Annotated in this window: 23 protein-coding genes; 16 read left to right on the top strand and 7 right to left on the bottom strand. The window is 61.0% G+C overall.

The genetic code is table 11. From position 1 onward, the window contains the following. Nucleotides 1-52 precede the first annotated feature (52 nt). From ABD653_RS03290 to ABD653_RS03280, 3 genes are read left to right on the top strand one after another with little or no spacing between them, the layout of a single operon-like run. Nucleotides 53-349 carry a hypothetical protein gene (locus tag ABD653_RS03290; RefSeq protein WP_344705268.1) on the top strand — a complete coding sequence of 99 codons (297 nt, stop codon included), beginning with the start codon at nt 53-55 and terminating at the stop codon, nt 347-349. After that, the gene (locus ABD653_RS03285) at nt 339-1,730 is read left to right on the top strand and encodes an NAD(P)H-hydrate epimerase (RefSeq protein WP_160779841.1); all 1,392 of its coding nucleotides are present in this window, start codon (nt 339-341) and stop codon (nt 1,728-1,730) included. Before ABD653_RS03290 ends, ABD653_RS03285 begins: the two co-directional genes overlap by 11 nt. Then, nucleotides 1,727-2,926: a class I SAM-dependent RNA methyltransferase gene (locus ABD653_RS03280; RefSeq protein ID WP_160779840.1), complete on the top strand. Its 1,200-nt coding sequence runs from the start codon at nt 1,727-1,729 to the stop codon at nt 2,924-2,926. Before ABD653_RS03285 ends, ABD653_RS03280 begins: the two co-directional genes overlap by 4 nt. On the opposite strand, the gene ABD653_RS03275 is transcribed toward ABD653_RS03280, so the two are convergent. From ABD653_RS03275 to ABD653_RS03260, 4 genes are read right to left on the bottom strand one after another with little or no spacing between them, the layout of a single operon-like run. Continuing rightward, a complete protein-coding gene (locus ABD653_RS03275) occupies nt 2,900-3,700 on the bottom strand; it encodes a hydrolase 1, exosortase A system-associated (protein WP_160779839.1) in 801 nt (266 codons plus the stop codon). The genes ABD653_RS03280 and ABD653_RS03275 overlap by 27 nt on opposite strands. Next, nucleotides 3,697-4,389, bottom strand: coding sequence for a hypothetical protein (locus ABD653_RS03270; RefSeq protein WP_160779838.1), 693 nt, complete (start codon nt 4,387-4,389; stop codon nt 3,697-3,699). Before ABD653_RS03270 ends, ABD653_RS03275 begins: the two co-directional genes overlap by 4 nt. Nucleotides 4,390-4,397: 8 nt before the next feature. Further along, nucleotides 4,398-4,706, bottom strand: a complete 309-nt coding sequence (locus tag ABD653_RS03265) for an acyl carrier protein (RefSeq protein ID WP_160779837.1) — start codon at nt 4,704-4,706, stop codon at nt 4,398-4,400. 36 nt (nt 4,707-4,742) lie between these two features. Continuing rightward, a complete protein-coding gene (locus ABD653_RS03260; RefSeq protein ID WP_234032198.1) occupies nt 4,743-5,732 on the bottom strand; it encodes a GNAT family N-acetyltransferase in 990 nt (329 codons plus the stop codon). 31 nt (nt 5,733-5,763) lie between these two features. Between ABD653_RS03260 and ABD653_RS03255 the strand changes: the two genes are divergently transcribed. From ABD653_RS03255 to ABD653_RS03195, 13 genes are all read left to right on the top strand, one after another. Then, entirely contained in the window at nt 5,764-7,290 is a 1,527-nt protein-coding gene (locus tag ABD653_RS03255) for an acyl-CoA ligase (AMP-forming), exosortase A system-associated (RefSeq protein WP_160779836.1), read from the top strand. Next, nucleotides 7,287-8,549, top strand: coding sequence for a pyridoxal-dependent decarboxylase, exosortase A system-associated (locus tag ABD653_RS03250; protein WP_160779835.1), 1,263 nt, complete (start codon nt 7,287-7,289; stop codon nt 8,547-8,549). Before ABD653_RS03255 ends, ABD653_RS03250 begins: the two co-directional genes overlap by 4 nt. A 182-nt stretch (nt 8,550-8,731) precedes the next feature. Continuing rightward, nucleotides 8,732-9,376: an XrtA/PEP-CTERM system exopolysaccharide export protein gene (locus ABD653_RS03245; RefSeq protein WP_160779834.1), complete on the top strand. Its 645-nt coding sequence runs from the start codon at nt 8,732-8,734 to the stop codon at nt 9,374-9,376. 14 nt (nt 9,377-9,390) lie between these two features. After that, nucleotides 9,391-10,920: an XrtA system polysaccharide chain length determinant gene (locus ABD653_RS03240; RefSeq protein WP_160779833.1), complete on the top strand. Its 1,530-nt coding sequence runs from the start codon at nt 9,391-9,393 to the stop codon at nt 10,918-10,920. A 10-nt stretch (nt 10,921-10,930) separates the two neighbouring features. Beyond that, on the top strand, nt 10,931-11,965 hold the full coding sequence (locus ABD653_RS03235) for a P-loop NTPase family protein (protein ID WP_160779832.1): 1,035 nt from the start codon (nt 10,931-10,933) through the stop codon (nt 11,963-11,965). A gap of 10 nt (nt 11,966-11,975) precedes the next feature. Further along, nucleotides 11,976-13,679, top strand: coding sequence for a preprotein translocase subunit YajC (locus ABD653_RS03230; protein WP_344705266.1), 1,704 nt, complete (start codon nt 11,976-11,978; stop codon nt 13,677-13,679). 19 nt (nt 13,680-13,698) lie between these two features. Beyond that, on the top strand, nt 13,699-14,883 hold the full coding sequence (locus tag ABD653_RS03225) for an XrtA/PEP-CTERM system-associated ATPase (RefSeq protein ID WP_160779830.1): 1,185 nt from the start codon (nt 13,699-13,701) through the stop codon (nt 14,881-14,883). Between the two features lie 10 nt (nt 14,884-14,893). Beyond that, entirely contained in the window at nt 14,894-15,787 is an 894-nt protein-coding gene (locus ABD653_RS03220) for an XrtA system polysaccharide deacetylase (protein WP_160779829.1), read from the top strand. After that, the gene (locus tag ABD653_RS03215) at nt 15,784-16,848 is read left to right on the top strand and encodes a FemAB family XrtA/PEP-CTERM system-associated protein (protein ID WP_160779828.1); all 1,065 of its coding nucleotides are present in this window, start codon (nt 15,784-15,786) and stop codon (nt 16,846-16,848) included. Before ABD653_RS03220 ends, ABD653_RS03215 begins: the two co-directional genes overlap by 4 nt. Next, a complete protein-coding gene (locus ABD653_RS03210) occupies nt 16,848-18,074 on the top strand; it encodes a TIGR03087 family PEP-CTERM/XrtA system glycosyltransferase (RefSeq protein WP_160779827.1) in 1,227 nt (408 codons plus the stop codon). Before ABD653_RS03215 ends, ABD653_RS03210 begins: the two co-directional genes overlap by 1 nt. A gap of 61 nt (nt 18,075-18,135) precedes the next feature. Then, nucleotides 18,136-19,626: an exosortase A gene (xrtA, locus tag ABD653_RS03205; protein ID WP_234032197.1), complete on the top strand. Its 1,491-nt coding sequence runs from the start codon at nt 18,136-18,138 to the stop codon at nt 19,624-19,626. 9 nt (nt 19,627-19,635) lie between these two features. After that, the gene (locus ABD653_RS03200) at nt 19,636-21,534 is read left to right on the top strand and encodes an XrtA/PEP-CTERM system amidotransferase (protein ID WP_160779825.1); all 1,899 of its coding nucleotides are present in this window, start codon (nt 19,636-19,638) and stop codon (nt 21,532-21,534) included. 132 nt (nt 21,535-21,666) lie between these two features. Then, nucleotides 21,667-22,626, top strand: a complete 960-nt coding sequence (locus ABD653_RS03195) for a crotonase/enoyl-CoA hydratase family protein (RefSeq protein ID WP_160779824.1) — start codon at nt 21,667-21,669, stop codon at nt 22,624-22,626. Here the strand turns inward: ABD653_RS03195 and zapE are convergent. From zapE to ABD653_RS03180, 3 genes are read right to left on the bottom strand one after another with little or no spacing between them, the layout of a single operon-like run. After that, the gene (zapE, locus tag ABD653_RS03190; protein ID WP_160779823.1) at nt 22,623-23,753 is read right to left on the bottom strand and encodes a cell division protein ZapE; all 1,131 of its coding nucleotides are present in this window, start codon (nt 23,751-23,753) and stop codon (nt 22,623-22,625) included. The genes ABD653_RS03195 and zapE overlap by 4 nt on opposite strands. Beyond that, entirely contained in the window at nt 23,750-24,217 is a 468-nt protein-coding gene (locus ABD653_RS03185; RefSeq protein ID WP_160779822.1) for a PaaI family thioesterase, read from the bottom strand. The genes zapE and ABD653_RS03185 overlap by 4 nt, the downstream gene beginning before the upstream one ends. 16 nt (nt 24,218-24,233) lie before the next feature. After that, nucleotides 24,234-25,016 (bottom strand): succinate dehydrogenase iron-sulfur subunit, encoded by a 783-nt coding sequence (locus ABD653_RS03180; RefSeq protein ID WP_160779821.1) that lies wholly within the window; start codon nt 25,014-25,016, stop codon nt 24,234-24,236. Between the last annotated feature and the right edge of the window lie 170 nt (nt 25,017-25,186).

The following is a 25,186-nucleotide window of genomic DNA, read 5'->3' as shown; positions in this document are numbered from 1 at the left end:
AGTCCTTTTGTTCAGCCTTGCTGCCTGTTCGCAGAGCGATCCCGTCGACGAAATGGCCGCCGCACAGGGGGACCAGATGCTGTCCTGCGCGATAGGCCCGGGCACCGATTTCACCGAGTCCTGCACTTTGCAGAAATTTGAGCGCGAGGGAGAAACCGTGTTCCGGGTCAATCACCCGCGCGGCGGATTCCGGCTGTTCAACCTTGCCGGAGATGGCACCGGGCTGATCCCCCATGACGGGGCAGAAGGGGCGGTCAACCGGCTGGATGGCGATGTTCTGGAAGTGACCGTGGGGGTGGACCGCTATCGTTTCCCGGCTGCGGCCAATGCGGGCGAAGATGCCCAGTAGCCAGGTCCTGTCCGTCGCCACAATGCAGGCTGCCGAGCAGGCCCTGATGGATGCCGGAATCTCGGTCCATGAATTGATGCAGCGGGCCGGTTGCGGAGCAGCCGAATGGGTGTGGCGCATATCCGGCGGGCGCCCTGTCACGATACTGTGCGGGCCGGGCAATAATGGCGGGGACGGCTACGTCATCGCTTGCGAAATTGCCAAGCGTGGCGGGGAAGTCTGCGTGATTGCGCCGATCCCGCCCAAGACGGAGGCGGCGCAGCGGGCCGCAGACCTGTTTGGCGGTGAGATTTCACCAGAGGCCACAGATGCGAGCGGCGACGTGTTTGTCGATTGCCTATTTGGCAGCGGCCTGACGCGGCCCCTGTCGCCAGAGCATGTTGCCATGATTGCACAATTGCTGGACAGCCACGTGCACAGCGTGGCGATAGATGTCCCAAGCGGCGTCGATGCCGATACCGGCAGCTGGCAAGCGGGCCTTGCTGCTTATGATTGCACGATTTCCCTTGGCGCATGGAAGCGTGCACATTGGACCGGGCCCGCCGCGAACCAGATGGGCAGCAAGAAACTGGTTGATATCGGGGTGGGAGACCAAGCGAGTGGCGAAGCCGTATGGCCGCAACCTGTGCTCGCTGTGCCAACGCCGGATTCCCACAAATATCGGCGCGGGCTGCTCGCTGTCATCGGTGGTGAGATGCCCGGCGCTGCCTTGCTTGCAGCAAAGGCGGCAATGGGGGGCGGGGCGGGCTATGTGAAGCTGTTCGCATCGCGGAAGCTAGAGAGTTCTCCTGCCGATCTGGTAGTCGACCTGACTGATCTCGCTGATGCGCTGGGCGATAGAAGAATCAAGGCCGTGCTGGTTGGTCCGGGACTGGGCCGGGGACCGGACGCGCGCGAGATGCTGGCGCAGGCTCTGGCGGGCCCGGGAGGCAAGGTTCTCGATGCCGATGCCTTGATGCTGCTGGAGCCGGGAATGCTGGAAGGTGTCGATGCGACCCGGATTGTGATCACCCCGCATGAAGGTGAATTACAGGCCCTGTCTTCCGCCTTTGCGATCAAGTCCGACAGCAAGCGTGATTGCGCTGAGGCGTTGCATCGGGCCACGGGAATGATCGTGCTCGCGAAGGGACCCGACACAATTCTCGTCCATGCCGAGGGGGTGGGGTATTTCCCCGCCGGATCAAGCTGGCTCTCGGTCGCCGGGAGCGGTGATGTCCTGGCAGGGATCATCGCCAGTCGGCTGGCGACTGGTGAAGAACCCGCACAGGCCGCCGCACAGGGCGTTTGGGTCCATCATGAGGCCGCCCGGCAAGCAGGTGTGGCCTTTTCGGCAAGCACGCTGGCGGACGCGGTTTCAAGCGCCTACGCCGCGTATTTGTGAACCAGGCCCAAGAGATTCTCCGCATCGCCGCACGTGGCGATGGCGTTACCGCAGATGGGCAGCATGTGGCTGGCGCAGTTCCAGGTGACGTGTTGGCGGCAGACGGTACGCTTCAATTCGGGCCGCGCCATCAATCCCCGCCTTGCAAGCATTTTGCGAATTGCGGTGGCTGCCAGCTGCAACATGCTGATGATGTCGCGCTGGCGCAATTCGTTTCCGAGCGCGTGACCTATGCCGCCGAAGGACAGAGCATCGTTGCCGCCAAGGTCGCTCCGGCCCACCTCTCGCCACCACGCAGTCGCCGCCGCGCGACCTTTCATGCCATGCGCCGGGGCGCACAGGTCCTGATCGGCTATCGCGAGGGGCGCTCGCACAAGCTCGTTGATCTGTCGGAATGCCATGTGCTGCGCCCAGAGCTCTTTTCCCTGGTCGCGCCGCTGCGCGAGCTGTTGCAATTGTGGGAAGGCCGCTTGGCCGCTGATATCGAACTGGCGTTGATTGATCAGGGTGTTGCGTGCGGGATCAAGGGCATCCGTGCAGTGGGGCTGAGCCAAACCGAGGCGCTGTTGGATTTTGCTCGCGACAATGATCTTGCGCGGCTTTCACTAGACGACGGCTTGGGGCCTGAAACAGTTTGGGAGCCGGAGCCTGCCACGATGACCTTGGGTGGTGTTCCGGTCGCCTTTCCGGCAGGCGCGTTTCTGCAAGCGACGGAAGACGGCGAGCGCGCATTGGTTGGTGCCGCGAAGGAGTGGCTGGCCGGCATCACGCCGGTGGCGGACCTGTTTTCGGGCCTGGGCACCTTTGCACTGAGCCTGGCAGGACCTTCGAAGGTGCTGGCTGCCGAGGCGTCACGCGATGCCCATCTGGCGTGTCAGAGCGCGGCGCGTCGATCGGGCAAGCCCGTCTTCCCGCAGCATCGCGACCTGTTCCGCAATCCTCTAACGGCGGAAGATCTGTCAAAATTCGGGGCGGTGTTGCTGGATCCGCCGCGGGCGGGCGCGCGCGACCAGATTCTCCAAATTGCCCAGAGTTCGATCCCTCGCGTCGTCTATATCAGTTGCAATCCGGCCAGTTGGGCAAAGGATGCCAAGACGCTGGTAGAGGCCGGGTTTCTGCTCGACGAAGTTCGCCCGGTGGGCCAGTTCCGCTGGTCGACCCATGTCGAGCTAGCCAGCCTTTTTACCCGGACATAGCCCCCTCAACACCGAGAGAATGCGTTTTTCGAGCCATGCACTGGCATCGGGTTCGACATAAGCATGGGTGGCCCCGTCACACCGGTTCACTCTCGCATCTTCCTTGGGCCAGACGCTGTCGAACACTTGGGCAGTGCGGTCTTCGCTCGCGAGCACGAACTGGACGGTGCCCTCATAGTCGGCGATCCCCGCCTGCATACGCTCTGCGAGGCCGCTGGGTTCCGGTTTCGCCTTGGAGGCCTGTTGCAAGCCGCCGAACAGTTTGCGTAAATCAACCCCGCCGGACAGCAGGCGCCACACTTCCTTCGGGTTCTTCAGTTTTTCGAGATAGCGCGATCGTACCGCTGCCGGGGGCGGGGTATCATCCGCCCCATCCTCGATCGTCCAGGGGTTTGAAAGGACAAGCGCATCACATCCGGCCCCTTTGGCCAGCATCAGGGCACTGGCCGCGTCACAATTTCCGAACGCAACAATCTTGGTCACCTGCGGCGCGATCGCGCGGAAAGCCTCGATAGCAGCAAGGATGTCGGACCGGGATCGTTCGAAACCGCGATTTTCGCCTTCGCTGTCGCCCACGCCACGACGGTCAAAGCGAAACACCGGGAACCCGGCCTTGGCGATCTGCCGTGCCAGCATGGCCTGTCCGGCAAATGCGCCGGACCGCAGCTCGTTGCCGCCGCTGACCAACAGCAATCCGGTTGAGGATGGGGCCGTGTCGAGCGTGGCGGCGAGGGTGTCACCCTTGCAATTGAAGGTCAGGTGGAGACGGCTCATGCGCCAGCCTCCACATCGTCCAATGCGATAGCAATGATCGCAGCAATCGCGTCAGCTTGTTCCGGATCGTCATCGGGCTCGGCGCGAAGCCACAAGGGTTTGCCGCCAACAGTCGCCTGATCGATCTTCACACGGATCGGGCTTTCGGCTGCTGTTGCAGCTTCAAGCTGACGGATCATCTCGGCGCCCAGTGGCCAGCCAACGAGGTCCAATCCTTTTTGGCGTCCCAATTCAAGCAGCGCGTCGCTGGTCTCGTCCTGTCCTGCCTCTTTGGCAGCGATGGTGCGTGCGCGGATCATGCCGCGCAAAATCTGTTTCCCGCCGACGGGTGCATAGTCCCATCCGGGCAGTCCGACCGGCACCAGCAGCGTTCCGCCCCTTACAGCCAGGAAACGCGTAGGCTTGAATGTTGTGACCGCCGCTTTGATGCCATCACGCCAGCCTTCGAGGTGCTGCTGGTCGAGGGGCTGCACACTTTCGTTCCAACCGGGCAGATCGGGCAAAACACTGTCGATTCCCGACAGGTGCAGGCGCCGCATCACTTCGACCAGCTGATGTCGTAACTTGTTGTGCTCATCGAACAGCGGAGGAATCACCAGCAGGCGGTGCCGCCGGTCTTCCGCGAATACACGGGCCATTTCGGTGGAGGTTTTGCCGCCGGGCAACGGGCAGGGCCACTCGGCGAACATCGGGACTATCAGCCTTCGATGACTTTGGCTTCGGCAAAGGCCAGCAGGCCACCATAGGTCTCCAGCATTTCCCCGTCGACGTCGTCATCCTCGATCAGGATATCGAGCCGGTCTTCCAGCTCGGTCAGCAATCCCGCCACAGCCATGGAGTCAAGCTCGGGCAGGTGCCCAAACAGGCCGGTATCGGCATCGAAGCCGGCGACATCATCGGCTTCCAGGCCCAGCACGTCGCACAGGACCGAACGCAAAGCGCTATCGATCTTGGCCCGGCTCGGCCCCAAGGCGTCGCTACCGTCGTGAACGGGATCAGCTGTCATGCTCAGTCCTGTTTGCCCCCAAAAGTGCGGGCGTCCCTAGCTTTCGGAGGGGCGCTGCGCAAGCCGCGTAAGGAATCGCTTGGCCAATGGTGCCCATGACCGGGGCTGTCGCGGGTCGAGGCAATCGATCAGAAAGCGGGGGCGAACCTTCTCCATCCAGTCGGCCTTGTAGCTGTCATTGCCGGTGCCGAAATCGACCAAACCGACATTGTCGATGTCGATCACGTGTTCGAACAGGGCCGCGCTCAACGTGGTACCCGCCGACAGATTGCGGGTCTCTTCCAGGTGCGCGAGCTTGTGAATATAGGCGACGCCATTCTCGACGGTCCAGAATTGGGCGGCGATCGGCCGACCTTCGTGACGTGCAATGGCCAGACGGATCCTACCTGCATCGCCTTCCTCGCGCGCGAATTTGCGCAAGATTTCCGGCGTCTCCTCGGCAGGCTTCCAGCTCTGGGCGTAAATCTCTTCGTAGGCACCCCATGCGGTTTCATCGAAGCGGGTCAGCAATTCGACCTCGACCTTTTTCGCCTTGCGCTTGAGCGTGGTGCGCATGCGGCCCGGGCGACTGGCCCAGTATTCTGCAAAGCTGCGGTCGTTTACCGGCAGGACGTGATTGAAATCGCATTGTTCGCGGTGAACGATCCACCCTGCATCGCGGAAAGCACGCTCCAGTCGGGATGCGGACCCATCCTCGTCAGGTACAGGCGAGAGAGTGACGCGATGTGTTTGCGCACGCAAGCCGTGCGCGATTGCGCCCAGCAGTCTGTCACCATCCTCACCCACCGGTGCCAGCTGCCGCCAGGTGAAGCTGTACCAGTGATTGAGCGGTTCGATCCGCCCCTTTGCGCGGGTCAGGGCGAGGGCGGCTGTGTTCTGGCCATCACTCGCCATCGCGACCAGCGGCATCTTGCGCTGCGCGAGCAGGGCATACCATTCGGGCCTGTCGAAAGGAGATGCATCTTGTGGCATCGTCCCTTGCAAGACATTAACCCTGTCGTGATAGCTGGCAGCAATTGCAGTCAAAGAACCCTCACGGAAATATCGAAGAACATCAATGTCCAATGCGCCTGATCCAATGCCGAAGCCGCTCGACCACCTTGCCGAATGCGGCAAGGGCGGGGCGCCGGCGCTGGTCTTGCGCACAGACACTCTTAGCTTCGATGACTTAAGAAGCCGTGTCGCCACGATGGCGTCCTGGTTGCAATCGCAGGTTCCGCAGGGTGGCGCACGGATTGCCAGCTGGGCAGCCAAGGGCGAATTGACCTGCATCCTGCCGCTGGCCTGCGCGCGCGCCGGGCTGGTGCATGTGCCGATCAACCCGCTGCTGAAACGCGCTCAGGCCGCTCATATCCTCGCCGATTGCGGTGCCCGGATGCTTCTGGGCACTGCAGCGCGCCTGAAGTCGCTCGATGGTGGGGATCTGCCGACCGGTTGCGTCGCGAAAGACGAGGCAGCTGTGTGGGCGGCGGTGGACACGCATGCAGGGATTCTGGGACCATCTTCGGCCGATCCCGATGATCTGGCCGCGATCCTCTACACCAGTGGGTCGACAGGACGGCCCAAGGGCGTGATGCTGAGCCATGCGAATATGTGGCTCGGTGCGGTCAGTGTGGCGCATTATCTTCGCATGGCAGCAGACGATGTCACTTTGGCGGTGCTCCCGCTGTCCTTCGATTATGGCCAGAACCAACTGCTTTCCACCTGGTATGCAGGCGGGAGCGTTGCGCCGCTCGATTATCTGATGCCGCGTGACGTGGTGAAGGCATGCGCCAAACATGGCGTCACGACGCTGGCAGCGGTTCCGCCGCTATGGGTGCAACTGACTGAAATTGAGTGGTCGCACGAGGCAGTGGCACCAATGCGGCGTATGACCAATTCCGGCGGAGCGCTGACAGTTGATCTGGTGCACGATCTGCGCGGGATATTCCCTGATGCGGCGCTATTTCCCATGTACGGGCTGACCGAGGCTTTCCGGTCGACCTATCTTGATCCCGAACTGGTCGACGCCCACCCCACTTCGATGGGCACGGCGATCCCCTTTGCTGAAATTCTCGTCATCAATGATGCAGGCGATATCGCGGCGGCAGATGAAGAGGGCGAATTGGTGCATTGCGGGCCCTTGGTGGCGCAGGGATATTGGAACGACCCCGAACGCACCGCAGTGCGTTTCAAGCCTGCGCCACCGTCGTCGCACTATGGCGGCATGGCTGTCTGGTCAGGTGATCGGGTGAAGCGCGGTGAGGATGGCCTGCTCTATTTCGTCGGTCGAAGAGACGCGATGATCAAGAGCGCAGGCAATCGGATCAGCCCGCAGGAAATCGAGGATGCTGCCATCGCAACAGGGCTGGTGGCAGAGGCTGTTGCTTTGGGGGTCGCAGACGAACGGCTTGGCCACGCAGTCCATCTGGTTGTGCGGGCGTCTTATGATGCACTTGATCCGCAGGGGGCTCTGCCAAAGGCTCTGGCCAAGGAATTGCCCAATTTCATGCTGCCGCAGCAAATCCACTGGCGCGAGAGTTTGCCGGTCAATCCCAATGGAAAGCTTGATCGAACGGCGATTGCGCAGGAGATTGGGGCATGAAATCCGCCGCGATGAAGAAAGAGAAACTGCCAGGAAAGCCGCTTGGGCCGATACCAGAGGGCTACGAGGCTATCGATGGCGAGTTGGCCATCGGAGGGCAGAAAGCCTCTCTGCTGGCGCAGCAAGCCGGTGAGACGCCATTGTTCGTCTATTCGCGGCAGGTGCTGCACGACACGATGGACCGGCTGCGCGCTGCCATGCCGGATCGGCTGCACATCAATTACGCGATCAAGGCCAATCCGCATGCCGATGTCCTGCACTTCATGGCAGACCTGGTGGACGGATATGACATTGCCTCGGCAGGCGAGCTTGCCATCCTGAAGGAGGTTGGCATCGATCCGGCTCGGGTCAGCTTCGCCGGGCCGGGCAAGCGCGACGCGGAGCTTGAGGCTGCAATCGCCGCGGGCGTTACGCTCAATCTCGAATCCGAAGGCGAAGCACGCCGAGCGCTCGACATTGCCGCTCGCCTGGCCGTGACACCGCGGCTGGCCATTCGCGTAAACCCTGATTTCGATATGAAGGGATCGGGCATGAAGATGGGCGGCGGCGCCAAGCCGTTTGGTGTCGATGCCGAGCGTGTGCCTGCGCTGGCGACGGAGATCATCGCGGCCGGTGCCGAGTGGCGCGGCCTGCATATTTACACCGGAAGCCAGGCGCTTTCGGCAGAAGCGATTATTGAAACCCAGGGCAATGTGCTGGCTCTGGCCGACACGATCGCCCGCGAGATCGGGCAGCCCCTGCCCAAGCTGAATATGGGTGGCGGGTTTGGTATACCCTATTTTCCGGGTGACGAGCCGCTGGATATCGAAGCGATCGGTGCTGCGTTGGAAGAGCGCTTCGCTGATCTGCCCGACACGCTGGCGGACGCGCATCTGTGCATCGAACTTGGCCGCTATCTGGTTGGTCTTGCCGGGGTCTACCTATGCCGTGTGGTCGACAAGAAGGTCAGCCATGGCGAAACCTACCTCGTCACCGATGGCGGGCTCCACCACCAGCTCGCTGCATCAGGCAATTTCGGGACAGTGATTCGCCGCAACTATCCGGCGGCCATTGCGAACCGGTTTGAAGCACCTCCGGAAGAGGTCGCGAGCATCGTCGGGTGCCTTTGCACCCCCTTGGACAGGCTTACGGACAAGGGTTTTCTTCCCCGTGCCGAAGTCGGCGATCTGGTCGCCATATTCTGTGCCGGGGCCTATGGCGCCACCGCATCACCGGCGCAATTCCTCGGTCAAGGGCCTGCGCGCGAGGTGCTCGTTTAACCTAACGGGCGCTTAACCTTTACGCAGGCGTTGTCCCGTTTCGGGATCGCCTCATACAATCCCTGATTAGATAACGGGATATTCACCCTTTTTGGCGAGAAACGCATCCAAATCGCGGGGACCCGTCTATCCGGAATCAGCCGGACTGCAGGGTCGACGCATTTGACCAAGGACGCGTTTCGATGTCGATCAACCGGTTCCCCACACTCCTCGCAGGCAGCGCATGCGCTGCGCTTGCGCTGGCAGGCTGCGCCTCGGGCGGAGGACAGACCTTGCCGCCTGCGAGCTTTGTCTCGATGCAGGAAGGGCCTAGCCAGGAATACGTAATCGGTCCGCTGGACGAGCTTTCCATTCACGTTTGGCGTAACCCCGAACTGGGGGCCAAGAGCATTCAGGTGCGTCCCGATGGCCGGGTGACTATCCCGCTCGTGACGGACATGCCTGCTGTCGGGAAAACACCTGCCATGCTGCAGGAAGATATCCGCCTGCATCTGTCGCAGTTCATCGAACAGCCGATTGTTTCGGTCATCGTGACCAAGTTTGCCGGCACGTTCAGCCAGCAAGTTCGCGTGATCGGTGCGACCGAGAAGCCGGCCTCTCTACCTTACCGTGCGAACATGACGGTGCTGGATGCGATGATTGCGGTGGGCGGTCTGAGCGAATTCGCTGCCGGCAACCGCGCCAAACTGATCCGTTTCAACCCGCAGACCGGCAAGCAGGCGGAATACGCATTGCGTCTCGCTGATCTGCTGCGCCGTGGTGAAAGCAAGGCGAACGTCATGCTGAAGCCTGGCGACGTCATCATCATCCCCGAGAGCAGTTTCTAAGGCGGCCCTGACGCATGAACGAAGTCTTCGAAGAAGTTCGCGCAGCGATCTACTCGGCATGGGCCAGGAAATGGCTCGTGCTGGGTGTTGCATGGGGCGTGTGTCTGGCCGGTTGGCTGGTCGTCGCGATGATCCCCAATTCCTATGAGTCAAAAGCCAAGATCTTTGTCCAGCTCGACGATATCCTGACCAAGCAGACCGGTATTGCCGGGAGTGACAAGTCCGACATTGCGCGGGTGCGGCAGACCTTGGCCAGTGCTTCGACCCTGGAAAAGGTCATCCGCTCGACCAAGCTCGGTGACGGCGTCACCAGTCCGCAGCAGATGGAACGCGAGATCGGTGGCCTTGCTGAATCTGTCAGTGTGAAGAGCGAAGAGGACAATCTCTTCGAAATCACCGCGACAATCGGCAAGGGGCACTTCTCCGATCCAGAGAATGCGCGTTTGTCGCAGGATGTGGTGCAGAAGCTGCTCGACATCTTCCGCGAGGAGAACATTGCCGGCAACCGGGGCGAAGTGGCGGAAGCCGTCGCTGTTCTGGACCAGCAGCTGGAATTGCGGGCGAAGGAACTCGAAGCTGCCGAAGCGCGCCGAACCGAATTCGAAGCCGAGCATCCCGAACTGATTGGCGGTGCAACTGCGATTTCAACCAAGCTGCAGCAGGCCCGCATTGAAATGCGCGGCGTAGAGGCTGACCTTGCCGCTGCACAGAGTGCCGCAGCCGCCATCAACGGCCAGCTGGCAGGTACTCCCCAGACCCTGCCAGGCGCTACGGGCGTGAACCCGAATTCCGCGGCAGGCGCACTGGCGCAATCGCAGGCCCAGGTAGCCCAATTGCGGGCTCGTGGCCTGAAGAATAGCCACCCCGACATGCAAGCTGCGCTCAAGCAGGTAGCCTTGCTACGCGAACAGGCTGCCCGCGAAGGACCGGCAGGTTCGGGCAATATTCCGAACCCGGCCTATAGCTCGCTGGTCTCGATCCGCGCCGAACGCCAGGCCAATGTGCAGGCCTTGATGGCGCGCAAAGCCGCGCTTCAGGCTGACATTTCGATGACCATTGCCGACCAGGCCAGCGAACCTGCCCTCGCGGCGGAGGCCCAGCGCATTGGCCGTGATTACGAAGTGTTGAAGAAGAAGTATGACGAGCTGCTGCAAGACCGTGAGGAAATGGAGCTCCGGAGCAATCTGGAAAGCCAGCGCAGTTCGTTCCGTTTCGACATCATTGATGCGCCGGCACTGCCGCTCAAACCGGCAGCGCCCAATCGTCCGCTCCTCCTCCTTGGCGTCCTGATCGCCGGATTGGGTTCAGGCGTTGGTGCGGCCATCGCGATGACGCAGCTCAAATCGACCTTTGCCACCACGGCTGGGCTTCAGCGGGCCATTGGTCTGCCGGTCCTGGGCGCGATCTCGACCAGCCTGACGGACCAGCAACGGGCGGAGGAAGCAAAGCGCACCAAGATGTTCTTTGCCGGAACCGCCGCTCTGGTCGGGGTCCTGGTGATCCTGATGGCCGTCGAATTCATCCAAGTCGGCAGCGTGGCCTGAGGAGAGGGAAATGACCGAACACAAGAAAATCCCCCTCCCTGGTGAAGGTGGCCCGGGCGAGAGCAAGGAAAGTTCCTTGCTGGAGCGTGCCAGCGGTGCATTCGGGTTTGACAGTTTCAAACCTGCAGCAATGCCGGGCAAGCTTTCCGAACGCCCGATGAAGCGTGCCAAGAAGGTGACCCGCAAGGGTGCCGAGGCGCCTGTGGCCGAACCTGTTGCGCAGGCACATATAGCAACCGAGGTCGAACCGGCCGCGAATCTGCCGGTTCCGGCGGCGGCACCCGCCGTTCCTGCCGTAGTCGAGGGCGCGCCGCTTGCGCCCGTATTCGATGGCGCGCGGCATCCGGTGGACCGTGCCCATCTGCGGGATCAGGGGATGATCGATCCGGATGGTCCGGTCAGCGAGCTGCTGGAAGAATTCCGTATCGTGAAGCGCCAGCTGCTCGGCACGGCCCGTGAAAAGGGCACCGCCAAGTCACGCCGCATTCTTGTCAGCTCACCGCACCAGGACGAGGGCAAAACCTTCTGCGCATCCAACCTTGCGATTGCGATGGCGGCAGAGCGGGATACCGAAGTGCTTCTGGTCGATGCCGATGTCGCCAATCCGTCGATCCTGTCGACCTTCGGATTGCCCAAAGGTTCCGGCTTCATGGATGCCATGGCCAACCCCGATGTGCCGGTCGAAGACCTGGTGATGGGCACCGACATTCCCAACCTCTGGGTCTTGCCGGCTGGCCTGAACACCAATTCCGCGTCCGAACTCCTGTCCAGTGGTGCGACTGCGGAAGTGCTCGACCGGCTTACAGTGGGTGTGCCGGGCCGGATCGTGATCTTCGATACGCCGCCTGCCCTGGCAGCTTCGCCTGCGGCAGAACTGGCCAAGCATGTCGGCCAAGTCATGCTGGTGGCGCGCGCCGACAAGACCGGGCGCAGCGCGATGGAGGATGCCTGTCAGCTCCTCAGCGCCTGCGACGATATCAAACTCCTGCTCAATGCAGCCAATTTCAGCCCGAGCGGTCGCCGCTTCGGGTCCTATTACGGGTGAAAGGGGACGAATGATGAAACGCGTCCAATATCTCAGCTCTATCGCAGCTATCGCGCTGGTCATGCCAGCGATAGCACAGGCCCAGGCCTACGGTCCTGACGATGCCGTTACCGGCGGTGGTGATCGCAGCGAAAGAAGTTCGCGCGACGAACGCAGCGAGCGCCCGCAGCGCAAGCGGGCGACAGTCACCCCTTATATCGAGGTGAGCCAGGTCGTTCTGGCGGAGCTTTCGCCCAACGATGATGTTGTTACTTTCAGCCAGGTGGCTGCCGGTGTCGATGCCTCCGTGCAGGGTCGCAACAATGGCGGTTCAGTCTCGCTGCGGTACGAGCGCAATATCGGCTATGGCGATGCGGCGCTGGACAGCGATACGGTTACCGGCATCGCCCGGGGCTATGCCTCGGTCGTTCCGCAAGTCCTGACGGTCGAAGCGGGTGCGCTCGCAGCCCGCACGCAAGTCGACAATGGCGGCGGTGCGTCCCTGAATCCAGTCGAAGGGTTGGGCGCGGAAGATGAAAGCCGGATCTACTCGGCCTATGCCGGTCCGAACCTTGCGACCAAAGTTGGTGAAGTCGCCGTCAGCGCCAATTATCGCTTCGGCTATACCCGCGTCGAGGCACCCGATGCAGTCGTCACCACGCCAGGCGGCCCGGCCGTCGATGTGTTTGATGATAGCACTACGCACAGCGCCAACGCGTCGCTGGGTGTGAAGCCGAACACGGTTCTGCCGGTCGGCCTTGGTGCTGGTGCAGGGTTTTATCAGGAAGATATCTCCAACCTCGATCAGCGTGTGCGCGATGTTTATGTGCGCGGCGATGTGACGGTGCCCGTGACCTCCGAGTTCGCCGTGGTTGGCGGCGTTGGCTATGAAGATGTCAAAGTATCCAGCCGCGATGCCGTGCTGGATGCTGGCGGCGCACCGGTTATCGATGCCGATGGTCGTTTCGTGACCGATACCAGCGCTCCACGCCAGATCGCCTTCGAAACCGACGGATTGATCTGGGATGTCGGCGTTGTCTGGCGCCCATCGCGCCGGACGGCATTCGAAGCGCATTATGGTCGCCGTTATGATAGCGACACCTATTACGGCAGCTTCGCCTATGCGCCCAATGCGCGTAGCTCGGTCAACCTGTCGGTATATGACGGGGTCGCCGGTTTCGGCGGCGTTCTAAACAACGCACTCGTCGCCTTGCCGACCAATTTCGAAGCCAATCGCAATCCGTTGACAGGTGATCTCAATGGCTGTGTCACCAGCCTCGAGGGCGGCAACTGCCTCGGCGGTGCCCTTGGTTCTGTCCGCAGCGCCGTATTCCGCAGCCGTGGCGGCGTACTGTCGTATTCGCGCGCCGTGGGCAGCCGGATGAATGCCTCTGTCGGGATCGGATATGATCGCCGGACCTTTATCGCAGCCCAAGGCACGGTCTTGGCCGGTGCCGACGGCCTGAGCGAAGAGAGTTTCTATGGCAGCATCGCAGTCAGTGGCGAATTGGGCCGCAATGCCGGCTTCTCGGTCAACGCCTATGCCAATTACCTGACCAGCGACTTCACCGATACCGACGCGACCATTCTCGGCGCATCGGCGGCCTACCGCCGGTATATCTATGGCGGTCTGTCGGCACGTGCAGCTGTGGCTCTGGACTATCTCAACAGCGAAGCGGCAGGCGAGGACCTGAAAACGGCCTCCGCGCTTGTCGGCCTGCGCTACGACTTCTGACCCCGAAAAGGACTGAACAATGTTCGATGATTTTTATGGCCTGACGGGGCGTCCTTTCCAGCTGACGCCGGATCCGGATTTCTATTTCGAGAGCGCGACGCACCGCAAGGCGCTGTCCTATCTCGGCTATGGCATGGCTCAGGGTGAAGGCTTCATTGTCATCACCGGCGAGATCGGATCAGGCAAATCAACCCTGGTTGCGCATTTGATGCAGAAGATCGATCCGGACCAGATGACGGTCGGGCAGGTCGTGACCAGCAATCTCGACGGGGAAGAACTCGTCCATGTTGTGGCGCAGAGCTTTGGCCTCGATATCGAAGGCCACGACAAAGCCGCGGCGCTGGGAGCAATTGAAGATTTCCTCCACGAAGAAGCGCGCGCCGGCCGGCGTTGCTTGCTGGTGGTCGATGAATCGCAGAACCTCAGCATTGAAGCGCTCGAAGAGCTGCGGATGATGTCAAACTTCCAGCTTGGCTCGCATCCGTTGCTGCAGCAGCTGCTGCTCGGCCAGCCGGAATTCAAGGATGTGCTGGCGACACATGGCGAGCTGGAGCAACTGCGCCAGCGCGTGATCGCTGCACACCACCTTGGCGCAATGGAGCCGGAAGAACTGCAACCTTATATCGAGCACCGGCTTGCCTGTGTCGGTTGGCAAGGCAACCCGGCCTGGGACCAGCGCGTCTTTGCCGAGATGTACGAAGCCACTGGCGGCATTCCGCGCCGGGTCAACCAGGTTGCCACGCGCTTGCTGCTGTTGGGTGCTGTTGAACAGCGCACACGGATCGACAATGCGATGCTCAGCTCGGTCCTGAAAGAAATGGCGGGCGACAATGCATTTCCGGAAGCTGCGCCAAAGCCGATGCCGAAGAAAGAGCCTGCGCCTGCACCCGGGCCGATCAAGCACGTTGCAGAAGAGCATACCGCGCCCGAGCAAGTGGCAGCAGCATCAGCAAGCGCAAGCGGGCAATTTGAAGAATTGCTGGCACAGCGCGATGCCCAGATCGCTGAACTACAAGAAGCGATCGCGGCACTTTCGGCTCAGGCCAAGGCCGAACCGAGCGTGGCTGAAAATGATCGCTCCGACGAGTTCTTTGCCCGGCTCGATGCGCTTGAGAAGCGTGTCGAGGAGCAAGAGCAAAGCGTGAAGCAGGTACTGACCATGATGATCGAGTGGATTGAAGGCGACGATCGCCAGGCTGCTTGATCAAGGGAGAATGGGCGCTGTGAAAACGCCGCAGATCACCAATGGCCTATCCGTCGATGTCGAGGATTGGTTCCAGGTCGGTGCGTTCGAGAAGGTTATCGATCGCAGCCAATGGAGCAGCATGTCCCTGCGCGTGGAAGACAACGTCATGCGCATTCTCGACCTGTTTGACGAGGCCGACGTCAAGGCCACATTCTTCACCCTTGGCTGGGTGGCCAAAAGGCATGGGCCACTGATGCGCCGGATTGTGGAGAAGGGGCATGAACTGGCCAGCCATGGCTATGATCACGGCCGGGTCTTCAACTTCGACCGCAAGCAATTTGCCGGTGACATCAAGCTCGCCCGGATGATCCTGGAGGATGCCGGCGGGGTGAAGATTACAGGTTATCGCGCACCCAGCTTTTCGATCGATAGTCGCACCCCGTGGGCCTATCTGGAGCTGGCCGAGCAAGGCTATGCCTATTCCAGTAGCGTCGCCCCGATTGTGCACGATCATTACGGCTGGCGGGAAGCGCCACGTTTTGCCTTCAAGCCACTGCCCTGGTCAGATCTGGTCGAAATCCCGGTGACGACAGCCATTCTGGGTGGCAAGCGCGTAGCAGCTGGCGGTGGCGGTTTCTTCCGCGTGCTTCCTTATGCGTTCAGCCGTTGGGCGATCCGACAGGTCAACCGTGACGAACAGCGCCCGGCTGTGTTCTATTTCCACCCGTGGGAAATCGATCCTGGCCAGCCCCGTGTCGGCCATGCGCCGGTCCGGTCGAAGCTGCGCCACTATACCAATCTCGACAAGATGGCCGGCAAGCTGGGCGAGTTAGTCCACGACTTTGCGTGGGGTCGGATGGACACGATTGCCTATCGCGAGGCGCAACTGGCGGGCGAATTGCCGTCAGAGGAAACGGCATGAACGCGCCCTTTTCCCTTTGCGAAGAGGTTTTTACCCAGGTCGATCTGGCTGATCCGGGCGAAGCGGCGCGGATTACAGACTTCGTTTATCGTTGGAACGGCTCGCCGTTCCATCTGCCAAAATGGCTGACAGCGGTAGAGCGCGGGACCGGACAGAAAGCGACCGGTCTGATCGCGGAGAAGGGCGGCGAGTTGACCGGCTGGCTCCCCCTCAGCGTGGTTCATTCGCTGCTGTTTCCACGCGCGCTTGTCTCCAGCGGGTTTGCCGTGGATGGCGGCGTCTTGGCGTCATCACCAACAACGGCACGCAAACTGTGCCAACTGGCGACAGAGTTGGCGCAGCGGGAAGCCTGCGCTTCGGTGGAATTGCGGGGCGGGACTTATCCCGACGATTGGGACGTGCAGTCCGAGAGCCATTGCAATTTCTCCGGTCCACTTGCCGACGATGACGAAGCGCAGCTGCTCGCCATTCCGCGCAAGCAGCGGGCCGAGGTCCGTAAGGGATTGAAGAACGAACTACGGGTTACCATCGGGTCGGGGGCAGAAGATCGCCAGGCGCATTACGCCTGCTACGCTGAAAGTGTCCGCAACCTTGGTACGCCGGTTTTCCCGCACAGCCTGTTCGACGCCGTACTCGATGCGTTTGGCGACGAGGCCGATATCCTGACCGTGTGGGCCGGCGGTCGCGCGGTCGCCAGTGTTCTCAGTCTCTACCATATGGGTGCGGCGATGCCGTATTGGGGCGGGGGCCGGTTCGAAGCCCGCCACCTGCGGGCCAACGAAGTGATGTATTACCAGCTGATGTGTCACGCCCGTAGCAAGGGTTGCATCCGGTTCGATTTCGGGCGCTCCAAGACTGGCAGCGGGCCCTATAATTTCAAGAAGAACTGGGGTTTCGATCCAGAACCGCTGACATACGGAACATGGACAGCGGCCGGTGGCGGCAAGCGTGATGTCGATCCCACCAGCGACGCCTATTCGCGCAAGATCCAATTGTGGAAGAGACTCCCACTGTCGGTCGCCAATCGCATTGGTCCGTTGATTGCCCGCGGGTTGGGCTGATGGGTGATATTCTGTTTCTCGCGCATCGCATTCCGTTTCCGCCGGACCGGGGTGACAAGATCCGCTCTCACCATTTGCTCAAGGCGCTGGCAGCGATGCAGCCGGTCCATGTTGCGTGTTTCGGCGAGACTGATGCGGATATGGCCGCAGAGAGTGAATTGACTGAAATCGCGAAGAGCCATTGCCTGGTCCGGCGGACAAAGCCGTTGCCGCTGGCAGGGCTGGAGGCGTTGGGATCGGGCAAGCCGGTCAGCCTGACCGCGTTTGAAAGCGCAGCCTTACGTAGCTGGATCGGGACATGTCTCGCCAAGCACGAGATCGACACAATCTTCGTGTTCTCGGGCCAGATGGGGCAATATGTGCCGGCAGACTTTGCCGGGCGCGTGGTGGTGGATTTGTGCGACGTCGATAGCGCGAAGTTCGAAGCTTACGGCATCGAAGGTTCCTGGCCACGCAAGGTCATCGACCGGCGCGAGGGCAAGGTCCTTGCCCGCGAAGAAGAGCGACTGGCGCACCGGGCCGATGAAACCATCCTGATCAGCGAGAACGAAGCAAACCTGTTCCGGTCACGCCTGATCGTTCCGGCAGGCACCAGCATATGTGCGATCCGCAACGGCATCGATGCAGACCTGTTTGACCCCCGTAAGGTGGAGCCGCATTCCAAACTCTTCACTGCCTCTGGTCCGCAACTCGTTTTTACGGGGCAGATGGACTACCCGCCCAATATTGTGGCGGCGGAGCGCGTGATCCATAAAATCCTGCCAGCCATTCGCAAGCATCATCCCGACGCGAAGTTCCACATCGTCGGGCGTGCGCCGGTCGCCAAGCTGCTTGACCATGATGGGCAGGATGGCATCCGGGTGTGGGGCGCAGTGCCGGACGTGAAACCGTTCCTGGCGGCGGCCGATCTGGTCATCGCACCCCTGACAATCGCGCGTGGCATCCAGAACAAAGTTCTCGAGGCGATGGCCATGGCGCGGCCTGTGCTGCTGTCGCCCGAAGCCGCGACCGGGATCGATGCGCAAGACAGTGTGCATTTCGCCGTGGCCGATGGCGATCCGATGATGATCGGGCGTGCGCTAACGCTGATCGACGAGCGGGACGAAGCGGCTGAAATGGCGCGCGCAGCCCGTGAATATGTGCTCGCCCGGCAAAGCTGGCCTGCCATGCTGGCTCCGCTGGAAGCGATCATGCGCAGGCCGGAGGCAAAGCGCGATGCAGCCTAGCTCAACCCTGGGCAGGATTCGTGACGGCCACTGGCACGAGAATATCGCTGAGGCCTGGCGCATGCCTCTGGCACGCCTGGCACTGGTCGTGGCTGCCGTCTTCCTCGCCACTTCCGGCGACTGGATCGTGATGGCCAAGCAGTGGTGGAATATCTCCACCTACAATCACATCCTGCTGATTCCGTTGATCGTTGGTGCGTTGGTATGGTCGCGCCGGTCAGAGCTGGCGAAGATCGCACCTGAAGCATGGTGGCCGGGTCTGCTGGGCCTTGGCGGAGCCATGTTTGTCTGGCTCCTGGGCACGATTGGCGGAGTCAATACGATAAGCCAGTTCGGGGCCGTTGCGGCTTTGCAGATGTCGGTTCTGGCGCTTCTGGGGCCACGCGTTGCGGCAGGGCTCGCATTCCCGTTGGCTTACATGCTTTTCCTCGTGCCCTTCGGTGACGAGCTGGTTCCTGCTTTGCAGATGATCACCGCCAAGATCACTATCGCCCTAACCGAATGGAGCGGGATTCCGGCCCAGATCGAAGGGGTGTTCATCGATACACCGGCTGGATTGTTCGAAGTGGCAGAGGCGTGTTCGGGCGTGAAGTTCCTCGTCGCCATGGTCGCGCTCGGCGTGCTGGTGGCGCAAACCTGCTTCAATCGCTGGAGCCGGCGGGCCGTGTTCATGGCGGCTTGCATAATTGTGCCCATTCTGGCCAATGGTGTCCGGGCCTGGGGAACAATCTACATCGCCCAATCGCAAGGTATCGAGTTTGCTGCCGGGTTCGATCACATCTTCTACGGCTGGATTTTCTTCGCCATCGTAGTCGCCCTTGTCCTGGGCGTGGCGTGGCAATGGTTTGATCGCGCTCCCGATGAGCCAGCAATCGATGGGGAGGCGCTTGCGACTGCACCGTCGCTCGATCCTCTTGCCAGTTTCCGAATGGCCGGAAACCCCGCGATCCTCGCTGCGAGCCTGACTGTACTCGTCTTCGCCCTGTGGGCCTCCGTTGCCAGTCGTCTGGAGGCACAGATGCCTTCCCGGATCAGTTTGCCCCAGATCGAAGGCTGGCAGAGCGTTCCTTACACGCCCGAACTTGATTGGGAGCCGCGAGCAACCGGGGCAGATCACCGCCTGCTGGGCCGCTATCGCAACGGGGCAGGGCAGGAAGTGGATGTCTTCATTGCCACCTATTCTTCACAAGGCGACGGCAAGGAAGCCAGTGCCGCAAATGAGGGCGCATTGGTGCCCGACACTGCGTGGCGCTGGATGAGCGGGGAAACTGCGCAGACTGGTGCGAAAGTGGACCAGCTCTATGCCCTTGGCCGCATCAAGCGCCGTGCGGAAACAAGCTATATCAGTGGCGATCTGGTGACCGGCAGCGCGGCCGAGTTGAAGCTCGCCGCAATCCGAGACCGCTTCGCTCTTCGCAGTGTGCCGACGACCATGGTGATCTTGAGCGCTGTCGAGCAACCGGACCAGGATCCGGCCAAGGCGATCGCTTCCTTGCGCCGGTCCACAGGCCCGCTCGGGCCGTGGATAGACCGCATCCTGCAAAGCCGATAGTCAGCGCCCATGTGCGGGATCGCGGGAATCTTTCATTGCGGGACACCCAAACCGGTTGATCCCAAACGGGTCGAACGGATGACCGATGCGCTGGCCCATCGCGGGCCTGATGGATCGGGTGTGTGGACTGCGCCCGGAGTCGGCCTCGGCCACAGGCGCTTGTCTGTCATCGATCTGGAGGGCTCCCCCCAGCCGATGACCTCTGCGAGCGGCCGCTCGATGCTGGTCTTCAATGGCGAGATCTACAATTTTCGCGAATTGCGGCGGGAGCTTGGTGAACTCGGTGCCCGGTTCGCAACCGACGGCGATTCCGAAGTTATTCTGGCAGCATGGGAACAATGGGGTCCAGCCTGCCTGGAACGGCTGTCAGGCATGTTCGCCTTTGCACTCTATGACCTTAAGGATCGCACCCTGTTCCTTGCCCGGGACCGGTTCGGGGTAAAGCCGCTCTTCATGGCGCCGCTCAGCGACGGAAGCCTGGCCTTTGCATCGGAATTGAAAGGGCTAACCGCGCACCCGTTGCTCCGCCGGGAAGTCGATCCACTGGCCGTCGAAGATTTCATGACCTGGGGCTATGTGCCGGACCACCGGTCAGTCCTGAAGGGTGTCGAGAAACTGCCCGCAGGGCACTATCGCCTGCTCAAGCATGACAGCCCACCGGCTGCGCCAGTCCAGTGGTGGGATATTGATTTTTCCCACCGTCACCGTGAAAAACCGGCTGACCTCTCGGCGCGGCTGCTGCACCTGCTCGGCCAGGCGGTCGAATCCCGCACCGTGGCAGACGTTCCGCTGGGGGCATTCCTGTCTGGTGGTGTAGACAGTTCCTCCGTGGTGGCGCTGATGGCGCAGGATCATCGCGAACCGGTCAACACCTGCTCGATCGGTTTCGATATCGCAGCTCTCGATGAAACCTCTTACGCGCGGCGCGTGGCGGAGATGTTCGGCACCAACCATCGCGAGCGGATTGTCGATCCGAACGATTATGGGGCCATCGACCAGTTGGCAGGGATGTTTGATGAACCCTTTGCCGATGCATCGGCACTGCCGACATGGAGGGTCTGCCAGCTTGCCCGCGAAAATGTGACCGTCGCCTTGTCGGGTGACGGGGCGGACGAGGCTTTTGCAGGCTATCGTCGCCAAGTCTTCCATGCGCGCGAAGAGCAAGTGAGAACCATACTCCCGCAAGCGTTGCGCGGCCCGGTGTTCGGGACTTTGGGCAAGATTTGGCCGAAAGCCGACTGGGCACCGCGACCTCTGAGGGCGAAATCGACCTTTCAGTCGCTCGGCGCCACCGGGGCCGAGGGGTACGCGCGGGCCCTGGCTTTCACCGCTCCGGAAATCCGGGCCGGGCTCTACTCCGATCCGATGCACAGCCAATTGGGCGGCTACCGCGCCGAGAAACCGTTCCTGGATCTGATGGACAAGGCGCCAGCCAGAAGTGGTTTGGACCGGGCGCAATATGCCGATCTCAAGTTCTGGATGCCGGGCGACATCCTGACCAAGGTGGACAGGACCAGCATGTCCGTCGGCCTCGAAGCGCGCGAGCCATTGCTGGATCACGAGCTAGTGGAATTCGCAGCAGCCCTGCCGCACTCGGCCAGGATCAAGGGCCGTCAGGGCAAGTGGTTGCTCAAACACACGATGGAGCGCTTTTTGCCGGATGATGTCCTCTACCGGCCCAAACAGGGTTTTGTGACACCGATTGCGGAATGGCTCAGGGGACCCTTGGCAAGCGAAGCGATGGCAATTGCGAGCGGCGCCCGGATATCGGCAGCCGGTTGGTTTGATAACAAGCGCTTACGGGCGATTTCCGAAGATCATATTGCCGGAAAATCGGACCACTCTCGCCTTTTGTGGCAGTTGATCATGCTGGAAAGATCGCTGGGCCATCTTGAGGTCTCCCACTAATCCGGATGGCCCGATTTGGGACTCGGTTCGTCGTGCTTTCGAAATAAGTGTTTGCCAACGCGTCGTTCCCTGACCTAGCTTCCTCTCACAAACAAAGAACCCGTGAACAACGCGGGTCATTCGGGGGCGCAAATGGACCGAGTGAATATTGAATTCGAGGATGGCATCATCGCCGCGGATGGGGAATCGCATTTCCATTCCGGCAAAGAGGGGGGCTCTGCCATGACGAGCCTGAATGAAAGGGCGCCGGTGATCGCCGACGAGCTCTTTAATCTCGACCAACTCGACGTATTGTACGATTCTGAGAAGCAGGCCTTGTGGACCTATATGCGGCCTGAGGGTCGCCCCAGTTTCACACCGCCCATGCTGGCTGACTTTGAAAGCTGGCAACGCCTCATCGCAACCAGTTTCGGCGTCGGGAAGGTCCCGCTTCGATTCCTCGTTTTGGGCAGCCGTTCTCCGGACGTGTTCTGCTATGGCGGGGACCTCGCGCTCTTCCGGCAATTGATTATGGACCGGGATCGTGATGGCTTGGTCCTCTACGGCCACCGTTGCTGCGAAATCCTGCATCGCAATATCAATACGCTCGGCATTCCGATGCTGACGGTGGGTATGGTGGAGGGCACAGCACTGGGCGGTGGCTTCGAAGCTTTGCTTTCATTCGACTATATCGTAGCCGAGAAGAGCGCGACTTTCGGGCTGCCGGAAATCATGTTCGGCTTGTTCCCGGGGATGGGGGCCCATGCCTTGCTCAGCCGCAAGCTGGGGAGCGCGATGGCTGACCGGCTGATTGTCTCCAACAAGACCTACACAGCCGAAGAGATGCATGAAATCGGCCTGGTCCACCATCTCGCAGAGGATGGCGAGGCACTGGAGGCGACACGCGACTTCATCAAACGTTCGGATCGTCGCCATGCCGGGCTGGTTGCGGCGCGCAAGGCGATGAAAGTCAGCTGGGGGCTCGAGCTTTCGGAACTGACCAGAATTACCGAGCTCTGGGCCGATGCAGCGTTGCAATTGCGTGAGCAGGATCTCAAACTGATGGGGCGCCTCGCATCGGCGCAACAACGTGGAGCTGCCCGGGCCGCCTAGGCCGGCTTCTCGCCCGATTCTCCATGGCCCAGGGCCATATATTCAGAACTGCGCATTTCCATCAAACGGCTCACGGTCCGTTCGAATTCGAAGCTGCCGTCACCAGACTGATACAGGTCTTTCGGCTCTGAAGCGGCTGTTGCGAACAGCTTGACCCGATACTCGTAGAGCGCGTCGATCAGCGTCACAAAGCGTGCCGCTTCGTTGCGATCATCCTTCGTCATTTGCGGAATGCCGACAATAATTACAGTGTGATAGGCGCGGGCAATGGCAAGATAGTCTGGTGCCCCGCGCGGTTGGCCGCACAGGCGCTTGAAGCTGAAGACGCCGACACCTTTGAGGCTCTTGGGCACGTGCAAAGTCCGTCCGCCGCCAACATCCAACTCCGCGCTGGGGACATGATCGGCATCCTCCGGCTTGTAATCTGTCAGGCGAAAGAACGCCTCGCGCACCTGCGCAGTTGCCGCGTCGCCCAGCGGTGTGTGCCAGCTTGCAAGGTCGCCGAGGCGATCCATGCGATAATCTGTCGGACCGTTGAGTGGCAGCACATCGAGCCGGTCCGCGATCAGATCGATAAAGGGCAGGAAATGTTCGCGATTGAGCCCGTCTTTGTACAAATCAGCGGGTGGGCGGTTGGACGTCGCAACGACGCAAACGCCTTCATCCTCGATCAGGGATCGGAACAGGCGGCTCATGATCATGGCATCGGCCGAATTGTTGACGACCATTTCGTCAAAAGCGAGGCAACGGATGTCTTCTGCCAGCCTTGCGGCAACGGGAGGGATCGGATCGCCGCTTTCTTTCTTGCGCTCCTCCCGCAGCAAGGCGTGTACTTCCTGCATGAAGGCGTGGAAATGAACCCTGCGCTTGCGATCAATTCCAAGGGTTTCGTGGAACAGGTCCATCAGCATCGATTTTCCGCGACCGACACCGCCCCACATATAGACTCCCTTGGGCGACTCCGGCTTGCCGCGCAGCGCACGCCACAAGATGCTGCCACGCTTGGGCGTCGCTTCGAGCTCTTCCTGTAATTGCTGGAGCCGGGTGGCGATGGCCGCCTGTTCCGTGTCCGGCCTCAGTTCATCGGCTGAGACCAGGGCATTGTACCGCGCGAGGATGCCGCTCACTCCGCAGTTTTCCGGGGCGGGAACTTGCGGATGATCCCGCTATAGGCGCAGATGCAGGTCTGTTCCTGGACGACCTCGCCGCGAACAAACACCAGCTTGCCGGTTTCGCGCATGATTTCGGTCACTGCGTCGAGCGGCTTTTTCGGGTCACCCCCGCCGATAAACTGGGTCGACAATTCCAGTGTGACGGAGGGGCCTGCATTGCCGGTTCCGACGACATGCATGGTGGTGAAAAGGGAGATGTCGATCAAGCCCAGCGAGACTGCGCCGTGGATGATCCCCTGCAAATTCTCATGCTTGCGCTGCGGGAACATGCGCAGGCGGCACTTATCGCCCTCGCGACGCGTGATGAGCTTGCCCATCACTGCGCCGTTGAAAAGCGTATCGTCTTTCAGGTTCCAGTGATGCCAGCCGGGATTGTCCGGGTCTGGCCCGTGAGAGAAGACATCATCCTTGAACGCCATGTCAGTCGCCCGCGCGTCAGATCGCGCGTTCGGCCATCATCTTCTTGGTTTCGGCAATCGCCTTGGCCGGGCTCAGGCCTTTGGGGCAAACATTGGCGCAGTTCATGATGGTGTGGCAGCGATAGAGGCGGAACGGATCTTCCAGATCGTCCAGCCGCTCACCCGTCATTTCATCACGGCTGTCGGCCAGCCAGCGGTAGGCCTGCAACAGGATCGCAGGGCCGAGGAACTTGTCCGAATTCCACCAATAGCTGGGGCAGCTGGTGGAGCAGCAGGCGCACAGGATACACTCATACAATCCGTCGAGCTTTTCGCGCTGTTCGGGGCTTTGCAGCCGTTCCTTGCCGCTTGGTGTGGGGGTAACGGTTTGCAGCCACGGCCGGATCGACGCGTATTGCGCGTAGAAATGGGTAAAGTCAGGCACCAGATCCTTGATCACTTCCATATGCGGAAGCGGGGTGATCTGGATATCGCCTTTCATATCCTCGATCGCAGAGGTGCAGGCGAGGCCATTCTTGCCATTCATGTTCATCGAGCATGACCCGCAAATGCCCTCGCGGCAGGACCGGCGGAAGGTCAGCGTAGGGTCGATCTCGTTCTTGATCTTGAACAACGCATCCAGAACCATCGGGCCACAATCGTCGAGATCAATCTCGAACGTGTCGTAACGCGGGTTCTTCCCGGTGTCGGGATCGTAGCGGTAGATCTTGAATTTCTTGACCCGGCCTGCGCCATCGGCCTTGTGGACTTCGCCCTGTTTGCTGATCCGGGAATTCTTCGGGAGGGTGAAAGTCGCCATAATGCTCACATTTCCTGCGTGAATTTATGCAGCCTATCTAACGATTATGCTGTGATGCACAAGGTGGACAAAAGTCCGGAATGTGCAGGAGAAGTCCTACACGATGGAACACATGGAACACGGTCCTGGCACACAAAAACACTTCGGCGCGTGCCAGCGGCAGAGTGCGG

Source organism: Parerythrobacter jejuensis, from assembly GCF_039536765.1.
Lineage (GTDB): Bacteria > Pseudomonadota > Alphaproteobacteria > Sphingomonadales > Sphingomonadaceae > Parerythrobacter > Parerythrobacter jejuensis.
This window is presented reverse-complemented; position numbering and strand designations above follow the sequence as displayed.